Source organism: Burkholderia sp. WSM2230, assembly GCF_000472445.1.
Classification (GTDB): Bacteria; Pseudomonadota; Gammaproteobacteria; order Burkholderiales; family Burkholderiaceae; genus Paraburkholderia.
The window spans coordinates 61659-77297 of the sequence record NZ_AXAJ01000008.1 but is presented as its reverse complement, the minus strand read 5'-3'; the positions used below and the strand labels follow the sequence as shown (position 1 = coordinate 77297).

The window sequence follows — 15639 nt, the reverse complement described above, 5'->3', positions numbered from 1 at the left end:
CTGCAAGCCTTGACGCCGCGGCCATCGTTCGTTTGAGATGGTTAGAGATGGTTTGAGCAGGTCCCCGCTGCGAGGCGGGAAGAAACATATAATTCTCGCATAGATACCACGGAATCCACGGATGCCCACCCTGTACTTCACCGTTCTGTTCGTCGTCGCCGTCGTGGCGATGGTCGGCACCAAGCTGTGGCTCGCGTCGCGGCAAATCCGCTTTGTCGCGGGCCATCGCGAGCAGGTGCCGAGCCAGTTTGCCGGCACCATCGCGCTCGCCGCGCACCAGCGCGCCGCCGACTACACCGTCGAGCGCACGCGTCTCACCATGATCGAAATCGTCGTCGGCGCCGCGCTGCTGATCGGCCTCACGCTGCTAGGCGGCGTGCAGGCGCTCGATCTCGCTCTGACGGACTGGCTCGGCCGCGGCTACATCGGCCAGATTGCGCTCGTCGCGGCAGTGATCGCGATCACCGGCGCGGTCGACCTGCCGTTCGACTACTACCGCCAGTTCGTGATCGAGCAACGCTTCGGCTTTAACCGGATGAGCATGCGCATTTTCATTGTCGACCGTCTGAAAGGGGTGCTGCTTGGCGCCGCGTTCGGCCTGCCGCTGCTTTTCGTCGTGCTGTGGCTGATGAACCAGGCGGGCAGCTTCTGGTGGCTATGGACGTGGATCGTCTGGGTCGTCTTTCAGATGCTTGTGCTCGTGCTCTATCCGTCGTTTATCGCACCGCTTTTCAACAAGTTCGAGCCACTCAAGGACGAAGCGCTGAAAAGCCGCATCGAAGCGCTGATGAAGCGCTGCGGCTTCGCCGCCAAGGGTCTCTTCGTGATGGACGGCAGCCGCCGCTCGGCGCACGGCAATGCCTATTTCACGGGGTTCGGCGCGGCCAAGCGCATCGTGTTCTTCGACACGCTGCTTGCGCGCCTGTCGGGCAGCGAGATCGAGGCCGTGCTCGCGCACGAGCTCGGCCACTTCAAGCGCCGTCACGTCATAAAGCGGATGCTCGTGACTTTTGCGATCAGCCTGGCGATGCTCGCGCTGCTTGGCTGGCTCACGCAGCAGGTCTGGTTCTACGAAGGGCTCGGCGTGCGGCCCTCGCTCGTCGGCGGCAATAGCGCGCTTGCGCTCGTGCTGTTCTTCCTCGCGTTGCCGGTGTTCGTCTTCTTCGTCACGCCGCTTGGCAGCCTGACTTCGCGCAAGCACGAGTTCGAGGCCGACGCGTTCGCGGCCACGCAAACGGACGCCCAGGACCTCGTGAACGCGCTCGTCAAGCTGTACGAAGACAATGCGTCCACGCTGACGCCCGATCCGCTCTACACCGCGTTCTATTACTCGCATCCGCCGGCCTCGCAGCGGATCGACCGACTGTTGCGGCACGCATGAGCGGCCGCTCCCAAAAAGCGCCGCGCGCGGCATCCAGCACGCGCGTAGGTGGCCTCGTTGTGGCCGCGCATGGCCGCCACTATCTGGTTGCTCCTGAAGACGGCGGGCCGATGCTTCAGTGCTTTCCGCGCGGCAAACGCAGCGAGGTGGCGGTCGGCGACCGGGTGATCTACGAGCCGACGTCCGCCGACCAGGGCGTGATCGTCGAAATCGGCGAGCGGCGCAATCTGCTCTATCGCTCGGATCAGTACAAGTCGAAGCTCTTCGCCGCGAATCTCGATCAGTTGCTGATCGTGCTCGCGACCGAACCGCACTTCAGCGAAGACCTGCTCGGGCGCGCGCTCGTCGCCGCCGAGGCTAACGAGCTCAAACCGCTGATCGTGCTGAACAAAATCGACAGGACCGATGCGCTCGAAGGCGCTCGCAGGCGGCTCGAGCCGTATCGCGCGCTCGGCTACACGGTCGTGGAAGTGTCGATCAAGATGCAGCCCGAGGCGGCCCGAGCGGCGTTGATCGAGCACTTGCACGGTCACTCGACACTTTTGCTCGGCCAGTCGGGCATGGGCAAATCCACGCTTGTCAATCTGCTGATTCCGGACGCCGAAGTCGCCACACGCGAGATTTCGACCGCGCTCAACAGCGGGCGCCATACAACGACCTTCACGCGGCTTTATCCGCTGCCGGGTGCGCTCACTGGCGGCGAAGGCGCTGGCATGAACGGCGCGCTGATCGACTCGCCCGGCTTCCAGGAATTCGGCCTGCATCATCTGACCGAGGGCCGGCTCGAACGCGCCTTTCCGGAGTTCCGGCCGCTGCTGGCCAACTGCCGCTTCTACAATTGCCATCACTTGCACGAGCCCGGTTGCGCGATTCTCGAAGCGGTCGCCGACGGCCGCATCCGCCGCGAACGGCATGCGCTGTATGCGCAGCTCGTTCACGAAGCCAGCCAGATTGTGCGCTGACATGAAGCTGATGCGCGCGCCGAACCTCATCATCGGACAGCATTGGGTCAATGTGCTCGAGGCGGCCGGCATTGCCTGCGAACTGCACAACCGCTATCTGAACGGCGCACTCGGCGATATTCCCGCGGATCAGTGCGCGCCTGAACTATGGCTCGTGGATGACCGCGACGAGGCGCTGGCGCGGCGCCTGATCGAGGCGGCGTCGCACGGTCCGGCGGCAGGTTCGCCCGGCTGGCAGTGCCGTCAGTGCGGCGAGAAACTGGAAGCGCAGTTCACTGTCTGCTGGCAGTGCGGGACGGCGCGCGATCCTTTGGATGGGTGAACTGCGGTTGCGAAGCGGCAGCGCCTTGATAAACAGATTCTGAGTCGAAAAAAACGGGCGATTGCCCGTTTTTTTTGCTGCTACTACGCGTCGCCCCTCGTGGCCTCAGGCCAGCCACACCGCGATGGTGAGCATGAGCAACAGAATCATCCACAGCACGACCGCACGCCAGACAAGGCCCACCGCCGATTGCAGCGTGCGCGGCGTGCAGTCGTCACCGACCTGCATCGGACCGCCGTCGCCGGTGGCGAGTGCATCAAGGCTCGACTGTTCGGCAAGCGGCCCGGCGAGACGTGCGCCGAGCGCCCCGCTGCCTGCGGCGAGCAGCACGCCGTCGTTCGCATCCGGCCACTGCCGCGCATGATTGCGCCACGCATAAATCGCGTCTTCGAAATTGCCGACGATCGCAAAGCCAAGCGATGTGAGCCGCGCCGGAACCCAGTCGATCACGAAGAACGCACGCTGCGCGAAGCTCGAAAACGCCAGGGTGCGATCGTCGACCGGACGCGCCCACGTGCGCGACAGATATTCGGCGATCCGGTACAGCACGGCGCCCGCCGGCCCCACTGGAATCAGAAACCAGAAGAACACGCCGAACACGTGACGATGCGATGCGACCACCGCGTGAATCAGCGTGTGCCGCACGATCTCGCTGACGGGCATGTCAAGCGTCTCGAGCCCGGTCCATTCGTTAAGAATTTCGCGGGCGCGCGGCACGTCGTCGTTATTCAGCGCGAGATGGATGTCCGTAAAGTAATGGCTGAACTGGCGAAAGCCGAGCGTGAAGTACAGCACCGCGACGTTCCAGAGGAACGCCAGCACGAAATGAATGTTGTAGAGAACGTAGTAGATGAGCGCGACGGCCAGCGTCCACGGCACCACTACGACTAGCCATGCAAGCAGGCCGTGCTTCGGCTTGCCGGCATCGAATCCGTGCGCCGCCGACTCCGCATGGTATTGAAGCAGCGCAGATACCGGATTGTTCGGCGACAGCGCGCGTACCTGTTCAATGATCAGAGCCAGCAATACGGAAAAAAAAGTCATGCGATGCGCCGTGCTTTTCGAGTTTTACGATTGTTTCGTAACGATAGCACAGGGTCGGATGCCGCTGAGCGGGGACGTTGCCAAACACTCAATCGGCACACGCGGGACGTCCGTCTCAGGCCGCGAGAAAGCGATAAAAGTTGCGCAGCATCGCGGCCGTCGCGCCCCAGATGAAATAGTGGCTGCCTGTGCTGCTTCCGCCTTTCTCCGCTGCTTCGAGCGATGCTCCGCGCGGATACGGCATCGCGAAAAAACGGCGCTCGCCGCCTTCATACCGGAACACGCGCTCTTCGTGATGCGCCGGGTTCATCAGGAACGCAAGCGGCACTTCGAAGACTTCCGCGACCTCGAGCGCATCCGCTTTTAAAGCGAACGGCGGATGGACAAGACCGATTACCGGCGTGACGCGAAAGCCCGTGCCCGTCAGATAGTCGGGCAGCGCACCCAGCACTTCGACGCGTGAAGGCGCGAGCCCGACCTCCTCTTGCGCTTCGCGCAAGGCAGTCGCCGTTGCATCGGCATCGAACGGCTCCTGACGGCCGCCCGGAAAACTGACCTGACCCGCATGGTCGTTGAGATGATCTGCTCGCTGCGTGAGCAGTACCGTGAGGCCGTTGGCGCGAATCACGAGCGGCACCAATACGGACGCAACACGCGGATCGGCTTGAATGTCACGCCACGGCGCCTCGACGATCGGCTCGGGCGTCCAGAAAAGAGGTTGCTTGAAACGGGCGCGCAGGGCCTCGGGCGTAAGACGCTCCGCGGCTACCGGCGGCAGGTGGGCACCCGTTGCTTCGACGGGCAGCGCTTCAGGTTCAAAGACGGGGCGGATCAACGGATCTCTCAAGTGAGCGGATAAGGCGATGCCGCTATTTTGACCTGGCAAACAAAAAAGCACCCGCGAGGGGTGCTTTTTCTTACAGCATTTACGCCTGGGAAGCAGCGCGGTCTTTCGAGACCAGCTTTTCCTTGATTCGAGCCGACTTGCCCGAACGGTCGCGCAGGTAGTACAGCTTCGCACGACGCACATCGCCACGACGCTTCACGACGATGCTTGCCAGCAGCGGCGAGTACGTCTGGAACGTACGCTCGACACCTTCGCCCGACGAAATCTTACGGACGATGAACGACGAATTCAGACCACGGTTACGCTTGGCGATCACGACGCCTTCGTAAGCCTGAACACGCTTACGCGTACCTTCAACCACGTTCACGCTGACAACCACCGTGTCGCCCGGAGCGAATTCGGGGATGGTCTTCTCGCCGAGGGCGCGCGCGATTTCTTCCTGCTCGAGTTTTGCAATCAGATTCATCACTGACTCCTAAGTCCATCTTGTCGGCGTTCGTACCTGCCTTGCATGAAAGGCTACGGCCCCGATAGAGGATGGGTTCACATCAGGCGCCGTACACGCATGTGCGGCGCCGCCTGTCGTCCGCTCGAAAGACCGGGGCTTCAAGCCTTCGGCTCTTCCTTCGCGAGACTTGCAAGCCATGCCTCGTCGGCACGGCTCAACATCTTGTTCTTTCTGGCCTTGACGATCAGGTCAGGCCGTTTGCGCAGCGTATTGCGCAGCGCTTCACGCCGCCGCCATGCCTCGATCTCCGCATGATGGCCGCCAAGCAGCACATCGGGAACACGCACGCCGTGGTATTCCTCGGGCCGCGTGTAGTGCGGACAGTCGAGCAGCACGTCGACAAAACTGTCCTGTACCGCCGACTGCGAATCATTGAGCACGCCTGGCAACTGGCGCACGACTGCATCCATCAACGCCATGGCCGGCAACTCGCCGCCTGACAGCACGAAGTCGCCAAGACTGACTTCTTCGTCCACAACACGGTCGAGCAGGCGCTGGTCGATCGCCTCATAACGGCCGCAAAGCAGGATCAACCCGGGTTGCGCGGCGAACTTCATGACACGTTCGTGATTCAGCGTGGCGCCCTGCGGCGACATCATCACGACACGCGGCGCGCTAATACCCTGTTCCGCCTGCGCCGCCTTGGCCGCCGTGATCGCATCTTCCAGCGGCCTTGCCAGCATGACCATGCCGGGGCCGCCGCCGTACGGGCGATCGTCGATTGTGCGGTAGTTGTCGGTCGTGAAATCACGCGGATTCCACGTGCGCAACCCATAGCGTTGCTGCTTGGCTGCCCGGCTGGTAATGCCCCAATCGGTCAGCGCGCGAAACATTTCTGGAAAGAGCGTGACGACATCGAACTGCATCGCTCTCTCCGTTTTAGCGAACTCGATTTGCTGAACTATCAATAATCGGCTTCCCAGTCGACGGTGATCTGCTTCGCCGCCTGGTCCACCGTTTTGACAAACACACCGACGAACGGGATCAAACGCTCGCCGGTGACCGGCTTGCCGCTTTTGTCGGCCGCCGGATATTCGACGCGCAACACTGAGTGCGCGCCGTTGTCGATCATTCCTGCGACCTTGCCGAGGTTCACGCCGGCAAGGTTCACTACATCAAGGCCGAGCAGGTCGACCCAGTAAAATTCGTCGGCTTCCAGCGCCGGGAATTCGCTGCGGCTGATATAGACCCGGGAGCCGCGCAGTGCCAGCGCTGCATCGCGGTCAGCGACGCCGCCCAGATGGGCCACCACGCTGTCGCTGTGCGTTTTTGCCTGCAATGACGGCGCCGATTGGCGCTCGCGGCCCTTCAGGAGCCACCAGCGCTTTGCGCTCAGCAAAGCGTCGCCGCCTTGTCCGGCATCCGCATGCGCGGCTACCTTGACCCAGCCCTTGAGACCGTAAGCGTCGACGATTGCGCCGACTTCCACCGCGTCCGCCGGCCAGCTCTCCGCCGTTTCCGGACGCATGGCTGCTGCCTCGGAACCGGCGGTTGCAACATTGGCTTTCGCCTTGCCTCCGGCCCGCTCACCCGGCTTGCGGACGAATGCACCGAACGGCGCCTGACCAGACATCTTTGCGTGCGGGCTTGCCTCTGGGCTGGCGCCTTTTGCTGGCTGCTTTGCTGGCTGGCTTGCCGGCGCCTTTGCCTTCACGCGACCTGAACTGCCGGAATCACGCTCAGACATAATTGAACCTCAGATTGAGCCTCGCCACGAACTTCGACGCCTGCTTCAGCAAAACATCTTGCGCATCGGACTGCTTACGCAAGCTGCGTGAGCCGCCGGCCAGACCAACGACAATACCCATGCAAGCTACCCATGCAAGCTACCATTAGGCAGCAGGCTGCGCCTTTTGCGCTTCTTTCACGAGACGCTCGACGGTCGGCGACAGTTGTGCGCCAACGCCTTGCCAATACGTCAGGCGGTCTTGAGCGATACGCAGAGCTTCGCCCTTCGTAGCGACCGGGTTGTAGAAGCCAACGCGCTCAATGAAGCGGCCGTCACGACGGTTACGCGAGTCGGTTGCGACGATGTTGTAGAACGGGCGCTTCTTGGAGCCGCCACGAGCCAAGCGGATGATGACCATACTAGAATCCTTGAAAACCGGGGTTCGGAACGACTGAAACACGCGATTATAGCGGGAAACTGACGCCATAACAAACACTTACCGGCATAAACTGAGCAATCGGGTTGCGCCGCCCATACAGCGCGGGCTCGCGACCTCACGCAAACGCCTGAAGAACCTGACGGAATGCCCGTGAAATCTCTGCCGCGAACCGCCCTTGCGCTTTTCTGTTCCGCCCGCCGGACAGTGTTTGTCTATCTTTCGCGCGTTTGTCTTCCACATGTTTCGCGCCCCGCGGCGGCGGTGCTGCTGGCGGCCTTTGCCTGCAGCGTAGCCGCCGCACCGCCTGTCGAGCGCATCAAACTGCCGCCGGGCTTTCACATCGAAGTCCTGTCAGACGCGGTGCCGAGCGCGCGCGCCATGACGTTCTCGCCAAAGGGCGTTCTCTATATAGGCAGTTTCGACGGCCACGTCTACGCGCTGGAGCTGCAAGGCACACGGGTCGCCGCGCGACATGTCGTGGCCGCGGGGCTCGAAGCCCCGGTCGGCGTGGCCTGGCACAATGGCGCGCTGTATGTCTCGGCGGTGTCGCGAATTTTACGCTTCGATTCGATCGACACTCGCCTGACCGCGCCGCCACAGCCAGCCGTGGTCACGGACAAGTTGCCCGCCGAGACCAGTCACGGCGCCAAATTCATCGCTTTCGGACCGGACGGCAAGCTCTACGTCCCGCAGGGGGCGCCGTGCAACGTCTGCCTCAAAGACCGCGACCGCTACGCGATGATCGGCCGCATGGACCCGGACGGCAGCCATTACGAAGTGGTCGCGCGCGGCGTGCGCAACTCGGTGGGCTTTGCGTGGCATCCGGCGACGCACGAGCTGTGGTTCACCGACAACGGCCGCGATCTGCTGGGCGACGACGTACCGGACGACGAACTGAACCGCGCCCCGCGGGCTGGCCTGGATTTCGGCTTTCCATACTGCCACGCCGGCACGGTAGCCGATCCGGAGTTCGGCGCCGGCCATCCCTGCAGCGGGTTTGCGCCGCCGGTGGCGAAACTGGGCGCGCACGTCGCCGCGCTCGGCATGCGCTTTTACAGCGGCTCGATGTTCCCGCCCGAGTACCGCAACAACATTTTCATTGCCGAGCACGGTTCCTGGAACCGCAGCAAGAAGTCTGGCTACCGCGTGGTGCGGGTCGTCACGGAACCGGACGGCAGTCATGCGCGGCAAGAAGTATTTGCCGAGGGATGGCTTCAGTCCGGGGAAACCGTTTGGGGCCGCCCTGCCGATGTCCTGCCGCTGCCTGACGGCTCCCTGCTTATCAGCGACGACTACGCCGGTGCGATCTACCGCGTCACTTACTCGGCGCCTTGAGCGCCCGCCACTGCCGGACACGTGCCCGAGTTGCTGCCAGGCCAAGCCCGACCTGCAGCACGCAGATGCGGACGTTGCCAGCAAAAGCGGCAGCGCGCCTATCACTCCGGCTCTGATCACCCAAGCAGCGCTGAGGCGGAGCGCGGCGTGACCAGTCGTTCGCGGGCGGCGTAGAATGCGCGACGGTCCGCCGCGCAACGGTGCACCGCTTCTTTTCCCCACCTGTTGCCGAGCGCCGGTTCTTGACCGCTTGTGCCTCTGACCACCTCTCCATGTCCACTGCTGCTTCGACCTCAACTTACTTCCGCTCCAAAACAATTACTGCTGCCCTAGCCTTTTTCCTGGGCACGCTAGGCGCCCACCGCTTTTATCTGTATGGACCGCGCGACATTTACGGCTGGGCTCATGTAATTGGCACGCTGATCGGCATTCCCGGCGCAATGCTGCTGGTGGCCAGTGAACGCTCTTCAATGCTGGGCTGGGTGCTGGCATTTCCCGGCGCGGTTTCGATTCTGGCCGCATTTCTCGCCGCGATCGTCTACGGTCTGCGCCCGGACGACAAATGGGACAGGCAATTCAACGCGCACACGCAGCACAAAAGCCGTTCGGGCTGGACCGTTATCTTGGTGGTGATCTTTTCGCTGCTGATCGGCGCCTTTCTGTTGATGACCGGTCTTGCCATTGCCTTCCAGACCTACTTTGAAACGCAAGTGCAGGCGGCGAAGGAGTTGTCGCAATAGCGCGCCGCCGAGCGTGCTAGAAAAGATCGAGCTGTGGGCTGTCGCGATTCGCCGCCTGGCGCCGCGGCGCCTCCTGACGCCGGAAGTGCGACATATCCAGAATACCGCGGTCGCGCTGGTTCAGCCCTAAACGGCGCACCGCATTATGGAAGCGCTGCTTGAGCAGATCCGCCCACAGGCCTTCGCCCTTCATCCGGGTCGAGAAAGACGAGTCGTAATCTTTCCCGCCGCGCATGTCGCGTACGCGCGCCATGACCCGTTCAGCGCGATCAGGGAAATGCGCGCCGAGCCAGTCTTTGAACAGCGGCGCCACTTCCCACGGCAGACGCAGCACGATATAGCTCGCGTTGGAGGCGCCCGCTTCCGCGCAAGCCTCGAGGACGCGCTCCATATCCTGCTCAGTGACAAATGGGATGACTGGCGCGATGCTCACGCCCACTGGAATGCCCGCCTCGCTCAACGTGCGAATTGTGCGCAAGCGCCGGGATGGCGTGGCCGCGCGAGGTTCTAGCGTGCGCGCGATGTCGGCGTCGAGCGTGGTGATGGTGATGGCCGCCATGAACTGGCCGCGAGCCGCCATGGGCGCGAGCAGGTCCAGGTCGCGCTCGATCAGCGACGACTTCGTAATAGCGGCAAACGGATGGTTGCGCTCGCTCAGAACCTCGACGACGCGCCGCGTGAGCCGCCACTCGCGTTCAGCCGGCTGCCACGCGTCCGTATTGACGCCAAGCGCAATGGGCTCCGGCTCATATGATTTTTTCGACAACTCGCGCTCGAGCAGTTCGGGCGCGTTTACCTTCGCGTAGATCCGGCTCTCGAAGTCGAGCCCCGGCGAGAGGCCGAGGTAACTATGCGTGGGCCGCGCAAAGCAATAGATGCAGCCGTGCTCGCACCCGCGATATGGATTGAGCGACACGCCAAACGGGATGTCCGGCGACCTGTTCCGCGTCAGAATGCTTTTCGCCCTTTCCTCGAATACCCGCGTGCGCAAGACCTTTTGCGGTTCATCGTCGTCCGGTGCGGCTACCCAGCCGTCGTCCACCGCTTCGCGCTGGTCGACTTCATAGCGGCCTTGCAGGTTCGTTACCGCGCCGCGGCCCTTGCGGGGTGCCGGCGGCGCGATGGGATACTCGGCGGTGGAGTGGGCACGGGGTTCAGTCACGGTCGTTCAGAAGCAGGTGGAAAACGGCGCAAACACCTGTATAAATATACAGTGTTTACACCGTTTGTCGAGCCCTGATCGAACGCCTAGCGCGCTGCTTCGTCCCCCACCGGAATGGTCAGCGTTTCCTTGATCTCCTCCATCACTACATAGCTTTTCGACTGCACCGCGCCGGGAAGCTGAAGCAGGATATCGCCGAGCAGCTTGCGGTAGTCGGCCATTTCGCCAATGCGCGCCTTGATCAGATAGTCGAAATCGCCGGACACCAGGTGGCATTCGAGCACCTCCGGGATCTTCTGCACCTCGCGTCGAAACTGGTCGAACATGTTGCCACTTTTATGGTCGAGCGTGATTTCGACGAACACCAGCAGCGCCGCGCCCAGCTCCGCCGGATTCACGCGCGCATAGTAGCCGGTGATCACGCCGTCGCGCTCCATGCGCTTGACGCGCTCGATACACGGCGTGACCGACAATCCCACCTGCTCCGCGAGGTCTTTCATGGCCATGCGGCCGTCCTGCTGCAGCAGGCGAAGAATCCTGTGATCTAGCTTGTCGAGCGCTCGGACCGGTTGACGTTGGGTGCGCATGGTCTTTTTTCTAAAAATCGCAAAAATACGATAACAAAACCTACTAGCTCGCCAATAGTATAGCGGTTAACACTGGGCGCCCGGCATTACACGTCGTGAATCGAATGAATTCCAACGAAACGACGCAAGCACCGCCCTCGAATCCTTGAGAATTTTCTGGAGCAGCTATGCGAGTCGTCGTTTTGGGAAGTGGCGTCGTTGGGGTGACGAGTGCGTATTATCTGGCGCGCGCCGGTCACGACGTGACCGTGATCGACCGGGAGGCGGGCCCGGCGCTCGAAACGAGCTTTGCCAACGCCGGCCAGATCTCGCCGGGCTATGCGTCGCCGTGGGCAGCGCCGGGCGTGCCGTTGAAAGCCGTCAAGTGGATGTTCCAGAAGCACGCGCCGCTTGCCATCCGCCTCGACGGCACGCAGTTCCAATTGCAGTGGATGTGGCAGATGCTGCAGAACTGCACTGCTTCGCGTTATGCGGTCAACAAAGGTCGTATGGTCCGCCTCGCCGAATACAGCCGCGATTGCCTGCAAGCACTGCGCGCCGAAACCGGCATTCAGTATGAAGGCCGCACCGGCGGCACACTGCAGGTGTTCCGCACGCAGCAGCAATTCGACGGCGCAGCGAAAGACATCGCCGTGCTGCGCGAGGCAAACGTGCCGTTCGAACTGCTTTCTGCGGCTGAACTCGGCCAGGCCGAACCGGCGCTGGCCGCGGTGTCGCATAAGCTGACGGGCGGCCTGCGCCTGCCGGGCGACGAAACCGGCGATTGTCAGATGTTCACCACGCGCCTCGCCGCGCTGGCCGAAGAGATGGGCGTCAAATTCCGCTACAACACGCCGATCGACGCGCTCGCCATGGCCGGCGACCGCATTGCGGGCGTGCAATGCGGCAAGGAACTCGTGCGCGCCGATTCGTTCGTCGTCGCGCTCGGTTCTTACTCGACGAAGTTTCTCTCCGGCCTCGTGAAAATTCCGGTGTACCCGCTGAAGGGTTACTCAATCACGGCCCCTATCGTCAACGAGGCCGCAGCACCGGTTTCCACGGTGCTCGACGAAACCTACAAGATCGCGATCACGCGCTTCGACAACCGGATTCGCGTCGGCGGCATGGCGGAGATTGTCGGCTTCGACAAGTCATTGCGGCAAGCTCGCCGCGAAACGCTCGAACTGTGCGTGAACGATCTGTTCCCCGGCGGCGGCGATACGTCAAAGGCGAGCTTCTGGACCGGCCTGCGCCCCATGACGCCGGACGGCACGCCGATCGTCGGCCGCACGCCGGTGCCGAATTTGTTCCTGAACACCGGCCACGGCACGTTGGGCTGGACGATGTCCTGCGGTTCCGGCCAATTGCTGGCCGACGTCATGTCCGGCAAGCAGCCCGCGATCAAGGCAGACGACCTGTCGGTGCATCGTTATCTCGGTGAGACGGGCGTCACGCCTCGCCCGGCCTACGCGTGACGCGCATGACGCGTGCCGCGTCGGGCGTCCTGCCTGGCGCGTCACCAGGCGGTTTGTGACCACACAAGCCAGCTTTCCGAAAGAACAAACGGCGCCTTCCTACAAGGCGCCGTTTGCATTCCGACTGCAGCTTCTATCAGGTCGCGAGCCGCGTCAGAACTGATCGGCCGACAAACCCAACATTCCCTCGCCGCCCTTCGCACTGACAATCGACGCCTCCAGCGCGCTCGCGAGCGGCAGCACATGCTCCGCGTAAAACTGCGCGGTCGCGATCTTGGCGCCGTAAAACTGCGGGTCNTCGTCGNGCTTCTCGCTGGCAACCAGCAATGCGCGCGCCATTTGCCAGCCNCCCAGCACGATGCCCGCGAGCTTCAGATANGGCACGCTGCCGGCAAACACCGCGTTCGGATCGCCCTTCGCGTTCGCGACGACAAAGTCCACCACCGCGCTCAACGAGCGCTGACCCTGCGCGAGATATTTGCGCATCGATTCGAACGCCGCGCCTTGTTGTGCACCGAGCGATTCGACCGTTTCAGCGACACTCTCAAGCAGCGATCTCGCGACCTTGCCGCCGTCGCGCAGCGTCTTGCGGCCGATCAGATCGTTCGCCTGAATCGCGGTCGTGCCTTCGTAGATGGGCAGAATGCGCGCATCGCGGTAGTACTGCGCGGCGCCCGTCTCTTCGATGAAGCCCATCCCGCCATGCACCTGGACGCCGAGGCTCGTGACGTCGATCGACAACTCGGTGCTCCAGCCCTTCACGATCGGCACGAGGAATTCGTTGATCGCCTGATGTTCGGCGCGCTTCCCCTCGTCTGGATGGCGATGCGCGATGTCGCTGTGCGCGGCCGCCACATAGGCGAGCGCGCGCGACGCTTCGGTGAGCGCACGCATCGTCGAGAGCATGCGGCGCACGTCCGGGTGCTGGATGATCGGGACAGGCTGTTTCGCGGAGCCATCGACAGGGCGGCTCTGCACGCGCTCCTTCGCATAGGCCACCGCCTTCTGGTACGCACGGTCGGACACGCCCACGCCCTGCATACCCACCGCAAAGCGCGCCGCGTTCATCATGATGAACATGTACTCGAGNCCGCGGTTTTCCTCGCCGATCAGATGCCCGATCGCGCCGCCGTGATCGCCGAATTGCAGCACCGCAGTCGGGCTCGCCTTGATGCCGAGCTTGTGCTCGATCGACACGCAATGCACGTCGTTGCGCTCGCCGAGCGACCCNTCNTCATTNACNAGGAATTTCGGCACGATGAAAAGCGAGATGCCCTTCACGCCTTCNGGCGCGTTGGGCGTGCGCGCCAGCACGAGATGCGCGATGTTCTTCGCCATGTCGTGCTCGCCCCANGTGATGAAAATCTTCGTACCGAACAGCTTGAACGAGCCGTCGCCTTGCGGCTCGGCGCGCGTGCGCACAAGCGCGAGGTCCGAGCCGGCCTGCGGCTCGGTGAGGTTCATGGTGCCGGTCCATTCGCCGGAAATGAGCTTCGGCACATAGGCCCGTTTTTGCGCGTCGCTGCCGGCGGTCAGGAGCGCCTCGATTGCGCCGTCGGTCAGCAACGGACAGAGCGCGAACGACAGATTCGACGCGTTCAGCATTTCCACGCAAGGCGTGGCGATGAGCTTGGGGAGGCCCTGCCCGTCATAGTCGACGGGATGCTGCACGCCTTGCCAGCCGCCTTCGGCAAACTGNCGGAANGCNTCCNTGAAGCCNGGNGTNGCGGTCACCACACCNTCTTTCCAACTGCTCGGATTGCGGTCGCCCTCGACGTTCAGCGGAGCCAGCACTTCGCCACACAATTTCGCCGACTCTTCGAGCACGGCCTGAGCGGTATCGAGGTTCGCGTCCTCGAAGCCCGGCAGTGTCGCGATCTGTTCGAGGTCCGCCAGTTCCTTCATCACGAACAGCATGTCCTTGATGGGCGCAATGTAACTCATGGTTGATCTTCCACGGGAACGGTAAACGATTCAGTGCACGAGGCCAAATACGAAGAAAACGGCCGCGCGGTGACGACGCCGATGATCGTACCGACGTATCTCGTTCGCAGACTGTCCAAACGGGCCCACATAGTGACAAATCTGGCCATTGCGAACGTGTCAGCTGACCGCTTTGACCTCCACACGGCCGCCAATCGCCGGTTTCATCAGTCCCGCAGAGGCCGACGGTATGTTCCTGGCGTGCTGCCCGTCCAGTGGCGGAAAGCGCGGTGAAAGGCGCTCGGATCATCGAATCCGAGATCGCCGGCGACAATGGCGATTGCGTCCCGCGTCTCAGTCAGCCGCTGAATAGCTATATCGCGTCGCAACTCGTCCTTGAGTAACTGAAATGAAGTTTCCTCAGCGGCGAGGCGTCTGCTCAGGGTACGGACCGAGCAATTGAGATCTCGCGCGGCCTGCTCGACGGTAGGCAAATCCGGCAGCTTGCCGGCGAGATGCTGGCGCACGCGGTGGCTAAGGAGTCGCTCATTAAACGATTCGAAAATCCACTCCCCCGGCGAACGTGCGAGAAACTTGCCGAGATTGCGCTTGTTTTGCCTGATCGGCATGTCCAGATATGACGCGCCAAAACGCATCAGCGTGGAATTGCAGTTGAAACGCACCGGCCCGGAGAAGAAATATCGGTGATCGAGCGCATGCGGCGGCCGCGGACATGCGAAATCCACCTGGAGCAGCGGTATCTTCTGCCCGGTCAACCACGACATGACGCCGTGTGCGAGCTTGAGCATTAGTTCCTGCCCAAGCGGCCCGATCGGGCCGTAAGCGGGGTCCATACATAGTTCTGCCTCGCAGATGAGCTCGTTACGCCGTGATGCGAAACGAAAATCGTCGAGCACGATATGAAAGAACTGACCGAAACGATAGAGCGCCGTTTCCAGGTTTCGGGCGTCCAGTAGACTCAAACAAAGGAACTTCAGCGTGCCACTGCGAAACGGGCGGCTGAAAATCCCAGGCATTTCGTCGTCCAGCTCGATCGCAAGCGTACGGTACAGTGTAGAAAACTGTTCCTCAGTCACTCGCGCACCAGGCTCGCCGCACAGTTCTGGCGGGACTCCCGCACGGTCGAGGTACAACAGGGCCAGTTTGGGTTTCACGCCAGCAGCAGCCAGAAAGCCATTGACAAGCGATATCGGGACGGTCGCACTTGGCGCTTGCATATTCGAACACTCCTGATGCGGACTCCAA

16 protein-coding genes are annotated in these 15639 nt (G+C 62.4%); 6 read left to right on the top strand and 10 right to left on the bottom strand.

The window, feature by feature from the left end; translation table 11 throughout:
• The first annotated feature begins 121 nt into the window (after positions 1–121).
• From A3AC_RS0117115 to A3AC_RS0117105, 3 genes are read left to right on the top strand one after another with little or no spacing between them, the layout of a single operon-like run.
• Entirely contained in the window at positions 122–1381 is a 1260-nt protein-coding gene (locus A3AC_RS0117115) for a M48 family metallopeptidase (RefSeq protein WP_025600326.1), read from the top strand.
• Positions 1378–2343, top strand: coding sequence for a ribosome small subunit-dependent GTPase A (gene rsgA / locus A3AC_RS0117110; protein WP_025600325.1), 966 nt, complete (start codon positions 1378–1380; stop codon positions 2341–2343). The genes A3AC_RS0117115 and rsgA overlap by 4 nt, the downstream gene beginning before the upstream one ends.
• 1 nt (position 2344) lies before the next feature.
• Positions 2345–2665, top strand: a complete 321-nt coding sequence (locus tag A3AC_RS0117105; RefSeq protein ID WP_025600324.1) for a putative signal transducing protein — start codon at positions 2345–2347, stop codon at positions 2663–2665.
• Between the two features lie 105 nt (positions 2666–2770).
• Here A3AC_RS0117105 and A3AC_RS0117100 read toward each other — a convergent pair whose 3' ends face one another.
• The 6 genes from A3AC_RS0117100 to rpsP all read right to left on the bottom strand — a co-directional run bounded on the left by A3AC_RS0117100 (position 2771) and on the right by rpsP (position 7151).
• On the bottom strand, positions 2771–3709 hold the full coding sequence (locus A3AC_RS0117100; RefSeq protein WP_025600323.1) for a CobD/CbiB family protein: 939 nt from the start codon (positions 3707–3709) through the stop codon (positions 2771–2773).
• 115 nt (positions 3710–3824) lie between these two features.
• Complete coding sequence (locus tag A3AC_RS0117095; RefSeq protein WP_025600321.1) at positions 3825–4544, bottom strand: CoA pyrophosphatase; 720 nt, start codon at positions 4542–4544, stop codon at positions 3825–3827.
• A gap of 91 nt (positions 4545–4635) precedes the next feature.
• The gene (gene rplS / locus A3AC_RS0117090; RefSeq protein WP_013340112.1) at positions 4636–5022 is read right to left on the bottom strand and encodes a 50S ribosomal protein L19; all 387 of its coding nucleotides are present in this window, start codon (positions 5020–5022) and stop codon (positions 4636–4638) included.
• A gap of 140 nt (positions 5023–5162) precedes the next feature.
• On the bottom strand, positions 5163–5930 hold the full coding sequence (trmD, locus tag A3AC_RS0117085; RefSeq protein ID WP_025600318.1) for a tRNA (guanosine(37)-N1)-methyltransferase TrmD: 768 nt from the start codon (positions 5928–5930) through the stop codon (positions 5163–5165).
• Positions 5931–5968: 38 nt separating this feature from the next.
• A complete protein-coding gene (rimM, locus tag A3AC_RS0117080; RefSeq protein WP_025600316.1) occupies positions 5969–6751 on the bottom strand; it encodes a ribosome maturation factor RimM in 783 nt (260 codons plus the stop codon).
• A 145-nt stretch (positions 6752–6896) separates the two neighbouring features.
• Positions 6897–7151: a 30S ribosomal protein S16 gene (gene rpsP / locus A3AC_RS0117070; RefSeq protein ID WP_025600315.1), complete on the bottom strand. Its 255-nt coding sequence runs from the start codon at positions 7149–7151 to the stop codon at positions 6897–6899.
• A gap of 165 nt (positions 7152–7316) precedes the next feature.
• Here rpsP and A3AC_RS0117065 point away from each other — a divergent pair, with 165 nt between their 5' ends.
• Positions 7317–8507 carry a PQQ-dependent sugar dehydrogenase gene (locus tag A3AC_RS0117065; RefSeq protein ID WP_035475316.1) on the top strand — a complete coding sequence of 397 codons (1191 nt, stop codon included), beginning with the start codon at positions 7317–7319 and terminating at the stop codon, positions 8505–8507.
• Positions 8508–8779: 272 nt separating this feature from the next.
• A complete protein-coding gene (locus tag A3AC_RS0117060; protein WP_025600312.1) occupies positions 8780–9247 on the top strand; it encodes an NINE protein in 468 nt (155 codons plus the stop codon).
• Between the two features lie 16 nt (positions 9248–9263).
• Here A3AC_RS0117060 and A3AC_RS0117055 read toward each other — a convergent pair whose 3' ends face one another.
• Together A3AC_RS0117055 and A3AC_RS0117050 are read right to left on the bottom strand one after the other, a co-directional pair.
• Positions 9264–10409, bottom strand: a complete 1146-nt coding sequence (locus A3AC_RS0117055; protein WP_025600311.1) for a PA0069 family radical SAM protein — start codon at positions 10407–10409, stop codon at positions 9264–9266.
• 86 nt (positions 10410–10495) lie between these two features.
• A complete protein-coding gene (locus A3AC_RS0117050; RefSeq protein WP_025600309.1) occupies positions 10496–10996 on the bottom strand; it encodes an Lrp/AsnC ligand binding domain-containing protein in 501 nt (166 codons plus the stop codon).
• A gap of 167 nt (positions 10997–11163) precedes the next feature.
• Between A3AC_RS0117050 and A3AC_RS0117045 the strand changes: the two genes are divergently transcribed.
• A complete protein-coding gene (locus A3AC_RS0117045; RefSeq protein ID WP_025600308.1) occupies positions 11164–12450 on the top strand; it encodes a D-amino acid dehydrogenase in 1287 nt (428 codons plus the stop codon).
• 153 nt (positions 12451–12603) lie between these two features.
• Here the strand turns inward: A3AC_RS0117045 and A3AC_RS0117040 are convergent, their stop codons facing one another.
• Complete coding sequence (locus A3AC_RS0117040) at positions 12604–14394, bottom strand: acyl-CoA dehydrogenase (protein WP_025600307.1); 1791 nt, start codon at positions 14392–14394, stop codon at positions 12604–12606.
• Positions 14395–14600: 206 nt separating this feature from the next.
• Positions 14601–15611 carry an AraC family transcriptional regulator gene (locus A3AC_RS0117035; RefSeq protein WP_025600306.1) on the bottom strand — a complete coding sequence of 337 codons (1011 nt, stop codon included), beginning with the start codon at positions 15609–15611 and terminating at the stop codon, positions 14601–14603.
• Between the last annotated feature and the right edge of the window lie 28 nt (positions 15612–15639).

Coding starts and splice junctions, on each gene's coding strand:
- rimM (WP_025600316.1), bottom strand. CDS start 6,751: ATGTCTGAGCGTGATTCCGGCAGTTCAGGTCGCGTGAAGGCAAAGGCG.
- trmD (WP_025600318.1), bottom strand. CDS start 5,930: ATGCAGTTCGATGTCGTCACGCTCTTTCCAGAAATGTTTCGCGCGCTG.
- A3AC_RS0117045 (WP_025600308.1), top strand. CDS start 11,164: ATGCGAGTCGTCGTTTTGGGAAGTGGCGTCGTTGGGGTGACGAGTGCG.
- A3AC_RS0117035 (WP_025600306.1), bottom strand. CDS start 15,611: ATGCAAGCGCCAAGTGCGACCGTCCCGATATCGCTTGTCAATGGCTTT.
- A3AC_RS0117065 (WP_035475316.1), top strand. CDS start 7,317: ATGCCCGTGAAATCTCTGCCGCGAACCGCCCTTGCGCTTTTCTGTTCC.
- A3AC_RS0117060 (WP_025600312.1), top strand. CDS start 8,780: ATGTCCACTGCTGCTTCGACCTCAACTTACTTCCGCTCCAAAACAATT.
- rsgA (WP_025600325.1), top strand. CDS start 1,378: ATGAGCGGCCGCTCCCAAAAAGCGCCGCGCGCGGCATCCAGCACGCGC.
- rpsP (WP_025600315.1), bottom strand. CDS start 7,151: ATGGTCATCATCCGCTTGGCTCGTGGCGGCTCCAAGAAGCGCCCGTTC.
- A3AC_RS0117100 (WP_025600323.1), bottom strand. CDS start 3,709: ATGACTTTTTTTTCCGTATTGCTGGCTCTGATCATTGAACAGGTACGC.
- A3AC_RS0117050 (WP_025600309.1), bottom strand. CDS start 10,996: ATGCGCACCCAACGTCAACCGGTCCGAGCGCTCGACAAGCTAGATCAC.
- A3AC_RS0117115 (WP_025600326.1), top strand. CDS start 122: ATGCCCACCCTGTACTTCACCGTTCTGTTCGTCGTCGCCGTCGTGGCG.
- rplS (WP_013340112.1), bottom strand. CDS start 5,022: ATGAATCTGATTGCAAAACTCGAGCAGGAAGAAATCGCGCGCGCCCTC.
- A3AC_RS0117105 (WP_025600324.1), top strand. CDS start 2,345: ATGAAGCTGATGCGCGCGCCGAACCTCATCATCGGACAGCATTGGGTC.